The 17,055-nt window shown below is 54.0% G+C and carries 14 protein-coding genes; 3 read left to right on the top strand and 11 right to left on the bottom strand.

The genetic code is table 11. The features are described from left to right. Positions 1–80 precede the first annotated feature (80 nt). Positions 81–2,222: a nitrite/sulfite reductase gene (locus F7231_RS12355; protein ID WP_166692114.1), complete on the bottom strand. Its 2,142-nt coding sequence runs from the start codon at positions 2,220–2,222 to the stop codon at positions 81–83. Between the two features lie 373 nt (positions 2,223–2,595). Between F7231_RS12355 and F7231_RS12350 the strand changes: the two genes are divergently transcribed. From F7231_RS12350 to F7231_RS12340, 3 genes are all read left to right on the top strand, one after another. Then, a complete protein-coding gene (locus F7231_RS12350; RefSeq protein WP_166692113.1) occupies positions 2,596–3,129 on the top strand; it encodes a (2Fe-2S)-binding protein in 534 nt (177 codons plus the stop codon). A gap of 44 nt (positions 3,130–3,173) precedes the next feature. Further along, entirely contained in the window at positions 3,174–4,205 is a 1,032-nt protein-coding gene (locus F7231_RS12345; protein WP_166692112.1) for an FAD binding domain-containing protein, read from the top strand. 104 nt (positions 4,206–4,309) lie between these two features. Beyond that, positions 4,310–6,559, top strand: coding sequence for a xanthine dehydrogenase family protein molybdopterin-binding subunit (locus F7231_RS12340; RefSeq protein ID WP_166692111.1), 2,250 nt, complete (start codon positions 4,310–4,312; stop codon positions 6,557–6,559). 64 nt (positions 6,560–6,623) lie between these two features. On the opposite strand, the gene F7231_RS12335 is transcribed toward F7231_RS12340, so the two are convergent. From F7231_RS12335 to F7231_RS12290, 10 genes are all read right to left on the bottom strand, one after another. Next, a complete protein-coding gene (locus F7231_RS12335; RefSeq protein WP_166692110.1) occupies positions 6,624–7,211 on the bottom strand; it encodes a nucleotidyltransferase family protein in 588 nt (195 codons plus the stop codon). 106 nt (positions 7,212–7,317) lie between these two features. Then, positions 7,318–8,562, bottom strand: coding sequence for a sulfate adenylyltransferase subunit 1 (locus F7231_RS12330; protein ID WP_166692109.1), 1,245 nt, complete (start codon positions 8,560–8,562; stop codon positions 7,318–7,320). A 91-nt stretch (positions 8,563–8,653) separates the two neighbouring features. Continuing rightward, positions 8,654–9,634, bottom strand: coding sequence for a sulfate adenylyltransferase subunit CysD (gene cysD, locus F7231_RS12325; RefSeq protein WP_262889663.1), 981 nt, complete (start codon positions 9,632–9,634; stop codon positions 8,654–8,656). 24 nt (positions 9,635–9,658) lie between these two features. Then, the gene (locus F7231_RS12320) at positions 9,659–10,393 is read right to left on the bottom strand and encodes a phosphoadenylyl-sulfate reductase (RefSeq protein WP_166692107.1); all 735 of its coding nucleotides are present in this window, start codon (positions 10,391–10,393) and stop codon (positions 9,659–9,661) included. A 46-nt stretch (positions 10,394–10,439) separates the two neighbouring features. Next, complete coding sequence (locus F7231_RS12315) at positions 10,440–11,534, bottom strand: Gfo/Idh/MocA family protein (protein WP_085413664.1); 1,095 nt, start codon at positions 11,532–11,534, stop codon at positions 10,440–10,442. An 11-nt stretch (positions 11,535–11,545) separates the two neighbouring features. Continuing rightward, positions 11,546–12,736, bottom strand: coding sequence for a trans-sulfuration enzyme family protein (locus tag F7231_RS12310; protein ID WP_166692106.1), 1,191 nt, complete (start codon positions 12,734–12,736; stop codon positions 11,546–11,548). Between the two features lie 120 nt (positions 12,737–12,856). After that, entirely contained in the window at positions 12,857–13,924 is a 1,068-nt protein-coding gene (locus tag F7231_RS12305) for a sulfite exporter TauE/SafE family protein (protein ID WP_085413667.1), read from the bottom strand. Positions 13,925–14,146: 222 nt separating this feature from the next. Then, on the bottom strand, positions 14,147–15,265 hold the full coding sequence (locus F7231_RS12300) for a DUF819 family protein (protein ID WP_166692105.1): 1,119 nt from the start codon (positions 15,263–15,265) through the stop codon (positions 14,147–14,149). Between the two features lie 81 nt (positions 15,266–15,346). After that, entirely contained in the window at positions 15,347–16,051 is a 705-nt protein-coding gene (locus F7231_RS12295) for a uracil-DNA glycosylase family protein (protein ID WP_166692104.1), read from the bottom strand. 420 nt (positions 16,052–16,471) lie between these two features. After that, positions 16,472–16,999: a GNAT family N-acetyltransferase gene (locus F7231_RS12290; protein ID WP_166692103.1), complete on the bottom strand. Its 528-nt coding sequence runs from the start codon at positions 16,997–16,999 to the stop codon at positions 16,472–16,474. Between the last annotated feature and the right edge of the window lie 56 nt (positions 17,000–17,055).

Raw genomic sequence — 17,055 nt, 5'->3', positions numbered from 1 at the left:
CAAGCAAACGATTGACCTGGCTCCTGCATGTCAGCATGAGGCTGGTCGCCCGTTTACTCATTCGCATTTCACTCTTTATATTATGAATCTTGTGCCTGTACGAGTTCTGTCAATGCAGGCAGGCCGTCAAGCTGAATTTGTTGTTCGCGGTACGCCCGCACAGCAGCCAAAAACTCATTGGCCTGGTTTACGAAGGTCGTAGCGTAGGCTTCTGACGGTTCGTTTTTATTGATGCCGAACACCAACGTTTTAAAGGCCGACTCTGTGTCATGGAAACCGGCTACTCCTGCAAACTCACGGTCGAAGTCAGACACAATACCATGTTGGGTATTCGTGGGTACATCGCGGCTCATAAGGGCTGCTTTAGCACCGGTGATGAACACGTTGTAGGCATGATAAATCGCGTCGGCCCAACGGCTTTCGCTCAGGGATTCGGCTGCCCAACTGTATTTGTCGGTGGCTTCGTCGATGGTGGTTGCTACCAGGTCGATCATGACCCCGGCGCATTCGCCAACACCCACCTCGGTTGCATACTGCTCGGTATGATCCCAGTCCACATAGTCGCTGTCGGTCACCGTTTTCAGATCAGCCAGCGGTTTCAGCAACGTGTAGAAGTAATTTTTCCCCTGCCGACCGTAATAGTTATTGTAATACTCACCGTCGAAGGCGTTTGCTTCATAGTCCTGGAATAGAGCCCGTAGGGCCTGTGGACCACGTTTGGTTGGCAACTTAATGACTTTGTCGCCAATCTGCCCAACACCCTCGGCATTGAAACCGCCACCCAGCAATACCTGTAGGGCAGGCAACACATACGCGCCGTTTTTGATCGACGAACCGTGGAAACCAATATTGGCCACCGAATGCTGACCACAACCGTTCATACAGCCGCTGATCTTGATCTTAATGTCAGTGTTATACACGATATCCGGAAACTCGTCCTTCATCAGCGTTTCCAGCGCGCGAGTGATTCCGTAGCTGCTGGTAATCGCCAGATTACAGGTATCAGTACCGGGGCAGGTCGTAATATCGGCGGTGGTGTCGAAACCGGGTTCGGCAAGGCCGAGGGCGTCGAGGGCAGCATGCAGGGCAGGTAAATCTTCAGGGCGAACGTACCTGAGCAGGTAGCCCTGGTTCACGGTCACCCGAATGTCGTCGCCCGCATATTGTTTCACTACCTGCGCCAATGCCCGAGCCGTATCTGACGACATGTCGCCAAGCAGCACCCGTAACTGAACGCCGTACCAACCAGCCTGCTTCTGTTCAAATACGTTGGTAGCAAACCAGGTCTTGAACTTCGCATCCGCCGTTTCAGGGACGTACCCGGCAACTTCCGGGCGCGGTTCCTGCGAGACAACAGCAAACGGCAGCTCAGAAACAGCAAACTCCTTTGATTTCAGGGCGGTCCATTCTGTCTGAACACGGCTAAGGAATTCTTCCAGGCCGATGTCGTTCAGAAGGTATTTCATCCGGGCCTTGTGTCGCTTGGTCCGCTCACCGTAGCGGTCGAACACGCGGATGACTGCTTCAATGAAAGGAATGACCTGCTCTTCAGCAATGAATTCAGTGGCGCTTTGAGCGGCAAATGGCTGCGCACCCAGACCGCCAGCCAGCAGGACTTTAAAACCCCGTTTTCCATCCTGCATCCGTGGAATCAGACCGATGTCGTGCATGTAGCCATAGGCCGAATCCCGCTCGGAAGATGACAGGGCAATCTTGAATTTACGACCCATATCCTGACAGATCGGGTTACGCAGAAAGTACGCATAAATGGCGTGCGCGTAGGGTGACACGTCGAACGGTTCTTCCGGGTCAATGCCCGCCCGGGCCGAACCAGTGACATTTCGAACCGTGTTACCACAAGCTTCTTTCAAGGTGATGCCCACCTCTTCCAGATCAGCCCAGAGCTGAGGCGAATCGGCCAGCTTCACAAAGTGTAATTGAATATCCTGACGAGTAGTTGCGTGCAAATTACCCGTGGCGTAGCGGTCCGATACGTCGGCGATACGCACAAGCTGGTCTGCTGTGATACGTCCGTAGGGCAGTTTGATGCGGATCATCTGCACCCCAGCCTGCCGTTGACCGTACACGCCCCGAGCCAGACGAAACTTACGGAACTGCTCGTCGGTCATCTGCCCTGATTGGAAGGCATCGACTTTTTGCTGGAGGTCGTTGATGTCACGTTGAGCCGCTCGGCTGACGCTTGGAGAGAAGGCAATCGACATATAACTATTACTCTATAGAGTTTATATACTGACTAATTAAAACAAATGCCGGAGGTGAGATCCGGCTTAGTCGTTGTGGAGTGAACGTATCCGAATAAGCCAAAACCGTCAAAAATCGTTCCTCGTAAATTGAATTTCATGGGTTTAGAGCGGCTAAAGGCCTTTTTTGTCCATTCCGGCCACCCTAAGCGGTCATGCGGAAGAGCCCCGTGTGCCGGTTAATCAGGCAATAGGTTACACAGCTGTCCATTTTTTCAAAACAAACGGTATACATATGCTAACCTACTTAATTGTAGGCGGTCATATACTGGCTTTTTTTGAACACGATACTAACCACGTAGTTCTGTCAATATACTCGACTTCATACGTGTCTATGCAAACGACCCTGTCACCGCCCTCGCCCAATGTGGCTACATCTGCTGCCCTGGCTGCTCCCGGTACTGTTCAGCTAACGGTAAACGGAGAAACCAAAACCCTGCAAATTGCTCCCTGGACATCACTACTTGATGCACTTCGGGAATATATGAACCTGACTGGTACCAAAAAAGGCTGTGACCACGGTCAGTGTGGTGCCTGTACCGTATTAGTCAATGGAAAACGCGTTAACTCATGCCTCACCCTGGCAGTGATGCACGATGATCATGAGATCACGACTATCGAAGGGTTAGCCAGCCCGGATGGAACGTTGCACCCCCTGCAAATGGCTTTTATTGACCACGATGCCTTCCAATGTGGCTATTGCACACCGGGTCAGATCTGCTCGGCAGTTGGGCTGATCAACGAAGGACAGGCAAAAACAGAAGGGGAAGTACGTGAACTGATGAGCGGAAATATCTGCCGATGTGGTGCTTACACGCACATTGTCGACGCGGTGATGGACGTGGTTTCAGGAGCTGACCATAAGTGAAGCTGACTAACATCTGAAACCGGATACTCGAAACAAACGATACTATGAATCCATTTGCCTATTCCCGACCCGATTCGGTCGACTCAGCCATTGATGAACTGGTGACCGAGCCAGCTGCTAAATTCATTGGGGGCGGTACCAACCTTATCGACCTGATGAAGGAGAACATCGAAAAGCCATCGCGGCTTGTCGATATCAACCGCTTACCCCTGACGGATATTGTTGACTTGCCCGATGGTGGGTTAAGGCTGGGTGCTCTGGCTACAAACGCCGATACAGCCTACAATGCGCTCGTGAAAGACCGCTACCCCTTGCTGTCACAAACGATCTTAGCGGGTGCATCGCCGCAACTTCGGAACATGGCTACCAATGGGGGCAACCTCTTCCAGCGTACCCGCTGCTATTACTTCTACGACAAAGCCATGCCCTGCAACAAGCGGGAGCCCGGTAGCGGTTGCGGTGCTATCGGCGGCTACAACCGGATACACGCCATTCTGGGCACCGAATCGGCGGGCAGTAGCAGTGACAATCTTCAGACGGCCTGCATCGCTACGCATCCGTCAGATATGTGCGTTGCCCTGGCTGCACTTGAAGCCGTTGTGCGGGTAGAAGGCCCTGATGGTGAGCGTACCGTGCCTTTCGCCGATTTTCACCGGCTTCCCGACAACCAGCCTCAATACGACAACACGCTGCAACCCGGCGAGATTGTCACGGCGATCGATTTGCCCGCCAACGGATTCTCGCAGCACTACAATTACCTGAAATTGCGTGATCGGGCTTCGTATGCGTTCGCGCTGGTATCAGTGGCGGTTGGTCTTGAGCTAGAGGGAAACACTGTCACCAATGTCCGCATTGCACTGGGTGGTGTGGCCCACAAACCGTGGCGTAAACCTGAAGCTGAAGCCCTGCTGGTTGGCAAAGAAGCCATTGCCGATAATTTCTGGCCGGTAGCAGAAAGCCTGTTGGCTGGCGCAAAAGGCTACGGGCATAATACGTTCAAGATCGACCTGGCCAAACGGGCGATCGTTCGGGCATTGACTGAGGCCGTAACCGGTCAGAAAGCTACGCCACAGTGATCAATCACTAATCAATCAAGGATCAATGGTCTTGAGCTATAGAGGGGCTGGTGCAACAGTCCGATGCTCAATGAGCACGGAGAATTGATCAAACGACTCAACACATGACTTATATTGGACAACCCGTCAAGCGTGTCGACGGGATAGAGAAAGTGACCGGCAAAGCGAAATACGCGGCCGAGTTCAACGTACCCGGCCTCACGTACGGGTACGTCGTATCGAGCGGTATCGTTAAGGGAACGATCACCAGCATCGATACGTCCGAAGCGTTGGCCCTACCCGGTGTGCTGGAAGTATTTACGCACGAAAACCGGCCCAAAACGGCTTGGTTCGACATGAATTACAAGGACCAGGATGCGCCTCCGGGCTCGCCTTTCCGTCCGCTTCACGATGCGACCATCAAATACAGTGGGCAGCCGATAGCGCTGGTTGTAGCCGAGACATTCGAGATGGCCCGTTACGGAGCTTCGTTGATCAAGGTGACCTACGAGCAGGAACCTCACGAGACGGATCTGGAAGCACATTTGACAGAAGCCCGCGATCCGGAACCCGGCATTTCGCATTTTCTGAAGCCACTACCGCCAAAACCACGAGGCAATGCCGACGAGGCCATGGCTGCAGCGCCGGTATCCATCAAAGCACGGCATGTACATGGCGCGCAGCACCACAATCCGATGGAAATGTTCGGGACGACGGTCGAATACGGAAAAGAGGATAAAGATGGAAAACCGTACCTGACGATCTACGACAAAACGCAGGGGGCACCTAACAGCCAAATGTACGTGGCCCAGATTTTTGATCTGCCTTTTAGCCATGTTCGGGTAATATCGCCTTACGTCGGTGGTGGATTTGGTTCGGGTCTACGGCCACAGTACCAGTTGTTTCTGGCGGTGATGGCGGCCAAGGCGTTGAAGCGCTCGGTTCGGGTTACGCTCACCCGGCAGCAGATGTTCACGTTCGGTCACCGGCCCAATACGGTGCAGGAGGTGGAACTCGGCGCCTCGACAAATGGGACTATCACAGCCATAAAGCATGATGCCAAGGCGGCTACTTCCCAGTTTGAAGATTACACCGAAGTGGTAGTAAACTGGACCGGTATTCTGTACGACGTACCTGATACCACGCTGACGTACAAGGTGAAGTCGCTGGATATTTATTCGCCCCTCGATATGCGTGCCCCCGGTGGCGTAACGGGTGACCATGCCATTGAAACGGCGATGGATGCGTTGGCTTACGAACTGGGTATGGACCCCATCGAGCTTCGCCTGAAGAATTATTCGGAGAAGGACTGGACAGAAGGCGACAAGCCTTTTTCGAGCAAAGAACTACGCGCCTGTTTTTATCAGGGTGCCGAACGCTTTGGCTGGAAAGAACGCAACCCTGAACCACGTTCGATGAAGCGGGGACATAATCTGGTAGGCTGGGGCATGGCGACCGGTATCTGGGATGCCAGCCGGATGTTTGCCCGTGCCGAGGCTGTGTTGACCGTCAACGGGAAACTGCGGGTCAGCAGCGCCACTGCCGATATCGGTACAGGTACGTATACAGTTATGACCCAGATTGCCGCTGATACGCTCGGGATGCCTATCGACGATGTGATCTTCAAACTGGGTGATACCGACATGCCCATGGCGCCAATTCAAGGTGGATCCTGGACGGCCTCGACGGTTGGATCAGCGGTAAAACAAGTCTGCGAAGACTTGGGTAAGAAGCTGTTCAAAATGGCTGCTAAGGACGCAAAATCTCCTTTTTATGACGCTACTTGGCAGGAAGTTATGTTTGCCGATGGTGAACTTCGTCTGAAAAAAGAACCTTCTGTGTCAATAAAACTGATCGACATCGTGGCCTTGAATGGTGGGCGGGCCGTGAGCGAAACCTCAACGTCGATGCCGAACCCGCTGGAACTGAAAAAATACTCGCGGCACACGCATGCAGCTGCTTTCGTGGAAGTCGAAGTCGATGAGGATTTAGGGACGGTGACGGTAAAGCGGGCGGTAACGGCCGTAGCAGGTGGCCGCATCCTGAACCCACGCACGGCACGTAGCCAGATCATCGGTGGTATGGTGTGGGGTATCAGCAGCGCCCTCGAGGAAGACAGCAAAATGGATCACCGGTTTGGGCGCTTCATGAACCACAACCTGGCTGAATACCACGTAGCGGTTGCTGCCGATATTCATGACCTGGACGTGATTTTCGTGGAAGAGCACGACGATATCGTAAACCCGCTGGGCGCGAAAGGGCTTGGCGAGATTGGCATCGTAGGTATGCCTGCCGCCGTTGCCAATGCTGTTTTCCACGCTACCGGCAAACGAATTTACGATCTTCCGATCACCATCGATCGGGTACTGTATTAGTGATTGAGTAACGGTTTTGTACTGCTTCGCAGGTTGTGCGAAGCAGTACAAAACGCGTATAGCTTTACTCGTTGGCAGCTTGCCAGTTAGCTACGTCTTCGGGCGTATCCAGATCAATAGCTCCCTGTTCAAACGGCACCCCGGCAACATCGTCGGGGTGTTTTTGTACCAGCTTACGGGCACCTGTATCCCCTTCCAGTGATTTCAAAGCCTCGAAAAATTCGGGTCGGAACAGGACAGGTACGCCCAGTGTGTCGCCGTATTCACTGGCGATAATACCTTTATGGGTCGACGTGGCCGTTTCGATGAGTTGCTCTATCAGCGCCCGGCTCACATAAGGCTGGTCGGTCAGTAAGACCAGAATTGCTTCGGGGAACGTCTTTTCCAATAGCTCAACGCCAACCCGAAGTGAGCTGGCCATGCCCGTTTTCCAGTCGGGATTGGGCAAAATACGTACCTGAATATCATGGAGTGCCTCTTTGATAGGTTCGGCATTAGCGCCAACTACCACCACAACGGGACCCGTATTAAGGTCGTGAGCCAGTTGGGCCATATGGCGGACAAGTGGTTGTCCATTCTTCTCCAGTAATTGTTTGGGCTGTCCCAGCCGCGATGATTCGCCCGCCGCTAGAATTAGGGTACCAATGGTCATTTGTCTGTAGTTTGATGTTTGTAATGTGATGTTGTCCAGCCACTCAACCATCCGGCAAGAGTGCAGCGCAACCACGAACCACAGACATCAAACTACAAACAAATGACTAATGTTGAAGCATAAGCGCGCCGACTGTCACGTTGCTGGTTTCGTCGATCAGAATGGCTCCGCCGTTGGCCCGGTTCTGACCATATGGATCAAACGCGACGGGCTGAGCCGTGCGTAAAACAACTCGGGCCAAGTCGTTCAACTTCAATGTATCTATTCCCTCGATCTGTTCGTAGGTCTCAATATTCAGTTGGTAAGGGATTGCTCGTACCGAACAGCGGGTACGTGACGTACCTACCTGCAACACATATTTACTGCCCAGCGACAGGCTTTTGGTGTCCATCCAGCACAGCATGGCTTCTACGTCCTGACTCAGTAACGGTTGGTTCGCCGATGGCACGATCAAGTCACCCCGGCTGATATCAATATTGTCGGCCAGATGCAGAATAACCGATTGATTCACGTGCGCTTCCTCAACGCTCTGCTCGTTGGTTTCGATGCGCGAAATCGTTGAGCTCTCACCGGATGGAAGCACCGTTACGGCTTCGCCAACGCGGAATGAACCGCTGTTTATTTTCCCCGCATAGCCACGGTAGTCAGGCAGTTCAGCCGTTTGCGGCCGAATCACCAACTGCACCGGCATACGTCCCAAAGTCTGATTGTCGTCTTCGTTGATCTCAATCGTTTCCAGATGATTGAGCAGAGTAGTGCCTTCATACCAGGGCATGGCCTCTGACCGATCGACCACATTGTCGCCGTTGAGCGCACTCATGGGGATGTAAGTGATGTCTGGAATGGTCAGTTTTTGCGCCAGTTCGGTATACTGAATACAAATGTTGGCAAACACATCTTCTGAGAAATCAACCAGATCCATCTTGTTCACCGCAACAACCACGTGCTTGATGCCCAGCATGCTGGCAATCAGCGAGTGCCGGCGGGTCTGCTCGACTACACCGTGGCGGGCATCGATCAGGACGATCGCCAACTGGCAGTTTGAGGCTCCCGTCACCATGTTGCGGGTATACTGAATGTGGCCCGGCGCATCAACGATGATAAACTTGCGCGCCGTAGTCTGAAAATAGCGGTATGCCACGTCGATGGTAATTCCCTGTTCGCGTTCCGAGCGGAGTCCGTCGGTGAGCAGAGCCAGATCGACCTCGCCATTATCGCGGCTTTTGCTGGCTTTCTCGATGGCTTCGAGCTGGTCAGCCAGAATTGATTTGGAATCGTACAGCAGACGGCCAATCAGGGTACTTTTCCCGTCATCGACGCTCCCGCAGGTTATAAAACGTAGTAAATCCATTTACTAAAGAGTGAACGTGTGAATGAGTGAATAGGGGAGAGATTGTGCTGGCATGTGTTAGTCAGGTTTCAATGTCTCCTCCGTTCGTTCTTTAAAAATAGCCTCCCTTTTTACGGTCTTCCATGGCCGCTTCAGACAGTTGATCATCCATGCGGGTTTCACCCCGTTCAGACACACGCGTCGCCTGTATCTCGGCAATGACGTCGTCGAGCGTGTCGGCGCCTGACTCAGAGGCGGCGGTACAGGAAATGTCCCCCACGGTGCGGAAACGTACCCGACGGGTGACGCGCTGATCGCCTTCGTCCTGCTGAATGACGTTGCCAGCAGTTGCCATCAACTTGCCGTCGCGCAGCAACAGCTCGCGGTCATGCGCAAAATACAGACTTGGCAGGGCTATTTTCTCCCGCCGGATGTAATTCCAAACGTCGAGTTCCGTCCAGTTCGAGATGGGGAATACGCGCACATTTTCGCCTTTATGGATACGCCCATTATACATGTTCCAGAGTTCAGGACGCTGGCGCTTGGGGTCCCATGAGCCGAATTCGTCGCGTACCGAGAAAACACGCTCTTTAGCCCGGGCCTTTTCTTCGTCGCGACGGGCCCCACCGATACAGGCATCGAACTCAAACTCTTCGATGGTGTCGAGCAGGGTGAACGTTTGCAGACCATTGCGGGTAGCATTCCGGCCGGTGGGCTCTTTCAGCTTGCGGGTACGGATCGTGTCTTCAACGTACCTGACAATCAGCCGTTCGCCAAGGCTATCGGCCAGCCAGTCGCGGAAATCAAGGGCTTCCTGAAAGTTATGTCCCGTGTCGATATGCACGAGCGGGAATGGGAATTTGCCGGGACGAAACGCTTTGCGAGCCAGATGAACGAGCGTAATCGAATCTTTACCGCCCGAAAACAACAGCGCGGGACGTTCAAATTGCCCGGCTACTTCCCGCATAATGTGAATCGCTTCCGATTCGAGTTGATCTAAATAATCCATACTATAGGTTGAACCGTCAACAGTTTTGCCTCCTCTGTCTAGTGCTGATTCGCTAACGTATCTGAATGGAGTATAGCATCGCAAAAGAAGCCGACAAACCTGTTGACATTACGGTTTAAATACTTCTTCGTGCGTGTGTAAACCGCATTCTTTCTTGGAGTTGTCTTCCCACCACCAGCGGCCGGCACGGAAATCTTCGCCGGGTTGAATAGCGCGTGTACAGGGCTGGCAGCCGATGCTCACATACCCTTTGTCGTGCAGTGGATTGTACGGGACGTTATGGTCCTTCACATACGCTTTCACCTCATCAAACGTCCAGTCCATCAAGGGGTGGAATTTGAAGAGTTGGTGCGCTTCGTCCCACTCCAGCCGGGTCATCTCGTGGCGGTTCGCCGACTGCTCGGCGCGAATGCCGGTAATCCAGATCTTTTGGCCGGCCAATGCCCGGTTCAGCGGCTCCACTTTGCGAATAAAGCAGCATTCCTTGCGATTTTCCACGCTTTCATACATACTGTACGGCCCTTTGGCGGTCATCAGCTGCTCAACGGATCCCTGCTTTGGGTACATCGTTTCGATGGGCAGGCCGTAGCGGCTCAGTGTCTTGTTCCAGACCGAATACGATTCGCCAAACATCCGGCCGGTGTCGAGCGTAAACAGGCGAACAGGCAGTTCGTTGGTCGCAATCAGATCGGTTATGACCTGGTCTTCGTATCCCAGACTGGTCGAGAAAACGACCTGACCCGGGAAAAGGTCCGTCAATTTCCGAATAGCATCGATCTCGTTCAGGCCCTCAAGTTGGGCCGTCAGCGATTCGTAAGAGTGTGTGGTAAGTTCGGTATGCATAGTAGTGGGTGAGTGGAAGAGCAGGCTCCGCGGCGCGCGTACCTGCTCATTTTGCACTCTTTAGTTCTATTGCTTTGCCCGTTTTGGCAGACTGGCGGGCGGCGTCTAAAATTTCGACAACAATCAGGTTATTCTCCAGTGATGTGAGTGCATCGGGTTTTGTTTCGCCGCGCAGCAACCGGGCCAGGTACGTAAACGGATCTTTTGCCGGCGCGTCGGTTTGGGGGGCTTCCATCGGCCGCTCCGCCTTTTCGCCCGTCAGGCGGACCCGCATGCGCGTGGCGTCGACGGTGTTCACGTAACCGGTCTTGCCATACACCTCCATGTCCTTCCGGCTAAATGGCCAGTTCCACGACGCCTGAATGATGGCCTGTGCCGTTGGGTACGTCAATAAAACGGTAGCTTCATCATCAACGTTCGGATACACAGCCGGCTTGATCTGTTGCGTCACGGCCCGTACGGTCGTTGGGCGCTGGCCCTGCATCAACCAGGTGGCCAGATTAGCGCCGTAGCAGCCAAAGTCGAACAAAGCGCCTGCTCCGTTGGCAACGGGATCGGTGAGCCAGGCCAGGAATTCGGGGTTGCAGCCAATTTCTTTAGGCCCTTCATGCCCATCGTGGACTACAATCTTCCGGATGTCGCCAATGGCCTTGTTCGTGTTCGCCACCGCGTAGGCCCGGTGGTTACTGCCGTACCAGGTTGTTTCGTAATTGGTGAGCAACTGCGTGTTGTGCTTTCTGGCCAGGGCGGCCATCTGAACGGCATCAGCGTAGGTCGTGGCGAGTGGCTTTTCAACCATGACGTGAATACCGCGCGGGGCACAACCCTTCACCGTTTTTACATGATCGGCGATGGCCCCAAAATCGAGAACTGCCTCTGGTTTGCCTTTCGTCAGCATCTCGTCGAGCGAGGGGTACACCAGCGCCATGTCGAATCCATATTGTTTGGCCAGCCGACCAGCCAGATCGCGGTTTGGCTCGGACACGCCAACCAGCACCAGATCACCTTGTTTCAGTCGCCCCAGAATTTGATGCACGTGTGCATGCGTCAGACCCGCAATGCCAACCCGCAACGGCTTGGGGGCTGTTTGCGCAATTGAGAGCTGAGCCAGAAGGAGACAAAAAAAGAGTAGTCGGTACATGGTGATTGGGGCTATACGCTTTCGTTTACTACCGCTGCACTGACAGTTGCAGCCTGCTCGAAGTCGGCGACCAGATCGTCGATATGTTCCAGACCAACCGAGATACGAATGAGGCCCGGCGTAATGCCCAGCGCCTCTTTTTCGTCGGGTTTCAGTTTGGCGTGGGTAGTGGTGTTGGGGTTAGTTACAATAGTCCGTGAGTCGCCCAGGTTCGACGAGAGCGTTGGAATCTGCAGCGCTTCCATAAAGGCCTGAACGCGGTCGAAACCACCTTCCAGTTCAATGGTAACGATGGCTCCACCAGCGCTCATCTGCGATTTTGCCAGGTCATACTGCGGGTGTGAGGGCAGAAACGGGTACTTCACAACGGCAACGTCCGGGTGACTCTCCAGCGCTTCGGCCAGTGCCAGTGCATTGGAGCAATGGCGTTCCATTCGCAGGTCGAGCGTTTCCAGACTTTTTGATAACGTCCAGGCGTTGAACGGCGATAAGGATGGGCCGGTGTGGCGCGCGAAGAAACGGATCGGTGCGATCAGATCGGCACGACCCACGACGATGCCGCCTAATACGCGGCCCTGCCCATCGAAAAACTTGGTGGCTGAGTGCACCGACAGATCGGCTCCGAAGTCGATCGGCGTCTGAAGGATGGGCGTGGCGAAGCAGTTGTCAACGTTCAGAATGAAGCCGTACTTCTCTTTCAGCCGACCCAGCATGGCCAGATCAACCAGTTCAAGGCCGGGATTTGAGGGCGTTTCCAGGTACACCATCCGGGTGTTGGGTTGCATAGCGGCTTCCCACTCGGCCTCGGTGGCGGTGGCGTCGACGTAGGTGTGCGTGATGCCCCACTTACTGAGAATCTGCGTGATGATCTGGTGGGCTGAGCCGAACAGTGCCCGGCAGGCTACCAGGTGATCGCCCGATTTCAACAGTCCAGCCATCGACGCGAATACCGCAGCCATACCCGTTGCTGTGGCAATGCCCTCTTCAGCTCCTTCCAGCATACAGACTTTATCCACGAACTCCGTTACGTTGGGGTTCGAGAACCGGCTGTAGATGTTGCCTTCAATCGACTCTTCGAAGAGCTCTTTTCCTTGTTCGGCGCTTTCGAACGTGAAACTAGACGTCAGAAACAGCGGGGTTGAATGTTCCCGATACTGCGTCTTTTTCGTCTGGGTACGTATGGCTTTGGTCTGCTTTTTCATAAGAACGTAGCGTCTGAGCAGTCGTTGTGAACTGAGTGCCCTGGCTCGAAAGTCACCCAAGACGAGGCTAGACTTTCAGGGCTCTGGACAACTTTCCCAGCGACTATCAAGACTTAATAATCAAAAGAACATGATAATTTTTCGCAAACTTACGATGATGACGACGATGCCGACTAACACCATCATTGTTTTAACGGGTAAACGCTGCGCCAGATGAGCAGCGATCGGTGCTGCGATGCTGCCGCCCAGGATAAGGCCGAGAATAACCAGACCGTAATTGCCGAGGCCAACGTACAGGGCGAAAACCACCGACGAGGCAAACGAAACAAAGAATTCGGCCAGGTTTACCGAGCCGATCGTGTACCGCGGGTGGCGGCCACTGGCAATCAGGGTTGAGTTCACAATTGGTCCCCAGCCGCCACCGCCGATCGAATCCAGAAAACCACCGGTCCAGGCAAGCAGTCCGATTCGTCGGATCGGTTTTTTCTCAATCCGTTTTACCAGTGCCTTGCGAATGATCAGGATACCTAGAAATGCGGTGTAGACCGAAATGATGGGCTGCAACGCTTTGGCGTACGACTCAAAAGACGACAATTCAGAGATAACCCAGGCACCAAGCGCCGCACCGATCACGCCCGGAATCAGCACGGCCTTGAAGAGCTTGCTGTTGATGTTGCCAAACTTCAGGTGCATGTAGCCCGACACGCCCGACGTGAAAATCTCGGAGCTGTGTACACTGGCGGTTGCGTGCAGGGGACTGATGCCAACGCTCATCAGAAAGGTCGTCGCCGTGACACCGTACGCCATCCCCAGGGCACCGTCGATCATCTGGGCCACAAAACCGGCCATCAGGAAATAGAAAAATTCAGGCTCGATTCGCACCGAAGTAGCCAGCACCGTAATCCGGTCAAGGGTAAAATAGCTGAACAGCAGGTGCCCGACAATCATCAAGGACAGGGATGCTGTGAGGTAAATGGCAATCTCGGTCCGGGTACGTCGCCGCCAGATGGGTTGCGGGGATTCGGTCGTGACTTTAGCTGTCGGAAAGGCCTGCCGGAGCGTAGCCGCCTGTTGTTCGGCCTGTTTGCCCTGCACCAGGACAGTAAGCCCGTTTAGGTCGAACGAGGGAGGAAATGACGGAGTGGATACTGGTTCGGAAACAGGCTCTGCCTGATTGTCGATTTGCATAATGTATTAACTATATCGACTTAATAGATTAGTGCTTTTATGAAAAACGCCACAGCAATTGTGGCGTTTTTGGCGTGTTGATGTAGCGCAAAGGTAAAAGAAATATTCAGTCAGCATAGTTCACCGATCGCGCCTTTTTGTATGAACTACTCAGTAATCTGGAAAACTACGCCAGTGCGCACTCAGTCCAACTGGCCATCGGCGCGGCACGCAGACAGACATTTACCGCAGCGCTTCGGCGACTAGTATGCCCAGGTACGTGCCAATCGCATTGCCCAGCGAGCCAACCAACACGGCGGGGAGTTGCAGGTCGGGGCGGTTGAGGCTACGCGCCAGAGCCAGCGCCGAGGTGGCCCCGCCAATATTGGCCTGTGAAGCAATGCCAAGCATGTCCCAATCCAGTTTGAAGAGAGCCCCCACGCCAAAGACAATTAACGCGTGGATGAGTACGATGGCACAGATCATTCCGAATAATACGATGGCCAGTTGCCCATCGCGAAGCAGAGCCGCGAGATCGCAGTAAGCGCCAATGACCGCCAGAAAGAGGTAGATGCCGAGTAGCCCCAGCAACCGGCTCCCCCGCAGCCGGTTGACCGCCCGAAATTGGGCGAGGACAAGGGCGATGGTAGTCAGGCCAAGCACGAATGGGATAGCGGGCCATAATGCCGAAAGACTGGTTGCCGCAAAAATAGCCCCCGTTCCTAAAGCGATAAGCAGGGCCAGGTGCAGCGGCGAAACGGTTTCTTCATCATGCGCCGGCAGGTGAGCAGTTGCCGATACGGGTGTACTGACCAGCCGCCGGGGACGAAGACGCTGCAATACTTGGGGTAGTAGCAGGGTCGCTGCCATCCAGATTGCCGTCATGATATTGTCGGCTGCCGTGGCGGCTACAAATAGGTTACCGGCTTTTGATACCCCGTAGTGAAGCGCAATGGCGTGAAAATTGATGCTCCCGCCGATGTACGTACCCGTAAACATCCCCGCCAGGGCATAATACAGTTTCCCGATTGTTTGCGGACCACTAAACAGCCACACACTGCTAACGACGCCGATGATGGTACCCAGCGACCCGATGAGAAACATAGTCAGCATAGGCAGACCAGCCCGGCGGAGATCGTTGAGGTTAACCTGAAGCAACAGGGTGAAGAGCGAGAACGGCGCTACGTAGCTAAAAATGCCGTCGTAGAGTGGTGTGTCGGTCGTTGGAATGAGGCCGAGATTGGCTTCGATGGCGGTCAGAATGATAACCAGTAAGGCCGTGCCGAGCGACTGAAAGTACGGCTTCGTTGCTACCCATTCACAGATAACGACGTTTAGAAACAGGATGGATAGTATCAGCAAGGGGAGGAGTGGAGCCGTTAGAAGCGACCAATTGGCAACATAACGTCTTTTCGCGGCTAAGGCAAGCTCCTGCGGCCTGTATCAGGCAGTAAATGAGCCGGGTAGGCAATCAGTCAGGGCCTGTAGGTACGTATCGACATACTGCTCCAGAAATTTCGATCGGTATTGCAGGATATAGCGCGGGTGATCTACGGTGATGATCCGCCCGAAGAAGCCCTGTTCGTCATTCAGTTTTTTCAGGAATCCTTCGTTTTTGCGTCCCAGGCAGATCGCCGTGTTCCGATCGCAGCCAAACGTTTGCTGTTGCCGGAGGCTCTCGATCATCACTGGCCAAAGCGCCTTTGTGGTGGCTTTGTCGTCGTAGAAATTGTAGTTTTTCCCCTCCTTCACCAACGCCAGCGGATAGAGCGATGAGAGAAAGAAGCGGCCGTAAAACGCGTCGACGCCACCGAATGCCTCAATGACTTTGTAAATGAATCGACTGGAGAGCTCCGGCGTGGGTGGCAGGTTGTTTGGGATGCCGCAATACCGCGCCAGATTCTGTGGGGTGGTGAACGAAAGCCCCGTAACGCCTGCCCCAAACCGACCAGGATTGATACCGAGGATAAACACCCGTGGCTGCTGGTCGCTGTAGAACTTCGTGTAGAATTTGGTGACGATATCCTGCACCACCGGTCCGGCGTAGGGGTTCATGGCCGACACACCGGGCGGCAGGTTATCCGGTTCGCGTTGATCGAGGTAAAACTGAATGGCCCGGCTGGCAAATGAATCGTTTTGATTGGTCATTGGGAAGGAACAGTGGGTTCTCCGTGAAACCGTGGTCTACTGTGCAACAGACGAACTGTTCTATTATTCTGAAACGACTCATACTTCTTTTTATGCGGGGGGGCTGCCCGTCTATTCACAAAGCAGTCTGCGCTAACTCGCCAATCGCCTGAGCAGACCGTCAATTGAAATTGCTGGATCTGCCTAGATGCGCTTATCGGGGTAACCAAAAGCCCCGTAAGCGGACAGGTGTCGTTACAGCGGGGTGCCCATCCCGTCGAAATCGACTTTATTGAAGGCGGTGGCGGGTACACACTTAAACTGACCTACAGCCTGAACGGATCAGTACCGGCACCAATACCGGACAGCTGGTTCAGCCACTGAGACGCCTGAGCTACTAGCCGCCGCCTAGACCGGGTACGTTCCTGAACAGAGTTACGGTCAACGCTCGATCCGGTACTTAATCAGCGTAAGGTCCTGACCCATGCCGCCGGTATCGTCGTACTGACTGATGATCGCCGCGCCCAGCGACTCGGGGATTTTGCGGCTGGAAATATTGCGCGAATCGACGGGGTAGATCAGGTATTCGTAGGGAATGTGCTCATCGGCCCATCGTTTCAGCGTGTGAATCGCTTCCCGGCCGTACCCGTGCATATGGGCTGACTGTTTCACCCAGATGCCAAACTCAGGCCGTTTATCGGCTAATTTATGCAGGCCCACACAGCCGAGAAAATCGCCGGATTGCCGTTCGGTAATCACCATGTTCAGGCTACTGCCTTCCCGGTTTGCCGCTTTGGCTGCGTCGACAAACAGTGCTGTCTCTAACCGCTCGGTGGCTGGCCGGGGGTGCATGTACGTAGCAACCTCCGGGGTGAATTCACGAAAAATCAGGTCGGTATAGGCCTCGCTGATGGGCAGTAGGCGCAGCCGTTCCGAGTCGAGGATGAGGGTGGTCAGGTCGGGAAGCATGGTTATTGGAAGTAGAGGCAACGGGCAAGTAGACGAATATACACGAAAGCGACTGC

The sequence above is a fragment of the Fibrivirga algicola genome (assembly GCF_011742925.1).
In the GTDB taxonomy this organism is placed as follows: Bacteria; Bacteroidota; Bacteroidia; order Cytophagales; family Spirosomataceae; genus Fibrella; species Fibrella algicola.
The sequence above is the reverse complement of the archived record's forward strand: the minus strand, read 5'-3'. Positions and strand labels throughout refer to the sequence as shown.

Coding starts and splice junctions, on each gene's coding strand:
- F7231_RS12355 (WP_166692114.1), bottom strand. CDS start 2,222: ATGTCGATTGCCTTCTCTCCAAGCGTCAGCCGAGCGGCTCAACGTGAC.
- F7231_RS12350 (WP_166692113.1), top strand. CDS start 2,596: ATGCAAACGACCCTGTCACCGCCCTCGCCCAATGTGGCTACATCTGCT.
- F7231_RS12345 (WP_166692112.1), top strand. CDS start 3,174: ATGAATCCATTTGCCTATTCCCGACCCGATTCGGTCGACTCAGCCATT.
- F7231_RS12340 (WP_166692111.1), top strand. CDS start 4,310: ATGACTTATATTGGACAACCCGTCAAGCGTGTCGACGGGATAGAGAAA.
- F7231_RS12335 (WP_166692110.1), bottom strand. CDS start 7,211: ATGACCATTGGTACCCTAATTCTAGCGGCGGGCGAATCATCGCGGCTG.
- F7231_RS12330 (WP_166692109.1), bottom strand. CDS start 8,562: ATGGATTTACTACGTTTTATAACCTGCGGGAGCGTCGATGACGGGAAA.
- F7231_RS12320 (WP_166692107.1), bottom strand. CDS start 10,393: ATGCATACCGAACTTACCACACACTCTTACGAATCGCTGACGGCCCAA.
- F7231_RS12315 (WP_085413664.1), bottom strand. CDS start 11,534: ATGTACCGACTACTCTTTTTTTGTCTCCTTCTGGCTCAGCTCTCAATT.
- F7231_RS12310 (WP_166692106.1), bottom strand. CDS start 12,736: ATGAAAAAGCAGACCAAAGCCATACGTACCCAGACGAAAAAGACGCAG.
- F7231_RS12305 (WP_085413667.1), bottom strand. CDS start 13,924: ATGCAAATCGACAATCAGGCAGAGCCTGTTTCCGAACCAGTATCCACT.
- F7231_RS12295 (WP_166692104.1), bottom strand. CDS start 16,051: ATGACCAATCAAAACGATTCATTTGCCAGCCGGGCCATTCAGTTTTAC.
- F7231_RS12290 (WP_166692103.1), bottom strand. CDS start 16,999: ATGCTTCCCGACCTGACCACCCTCATCCTCGACTCGGAACGGCTGCGC.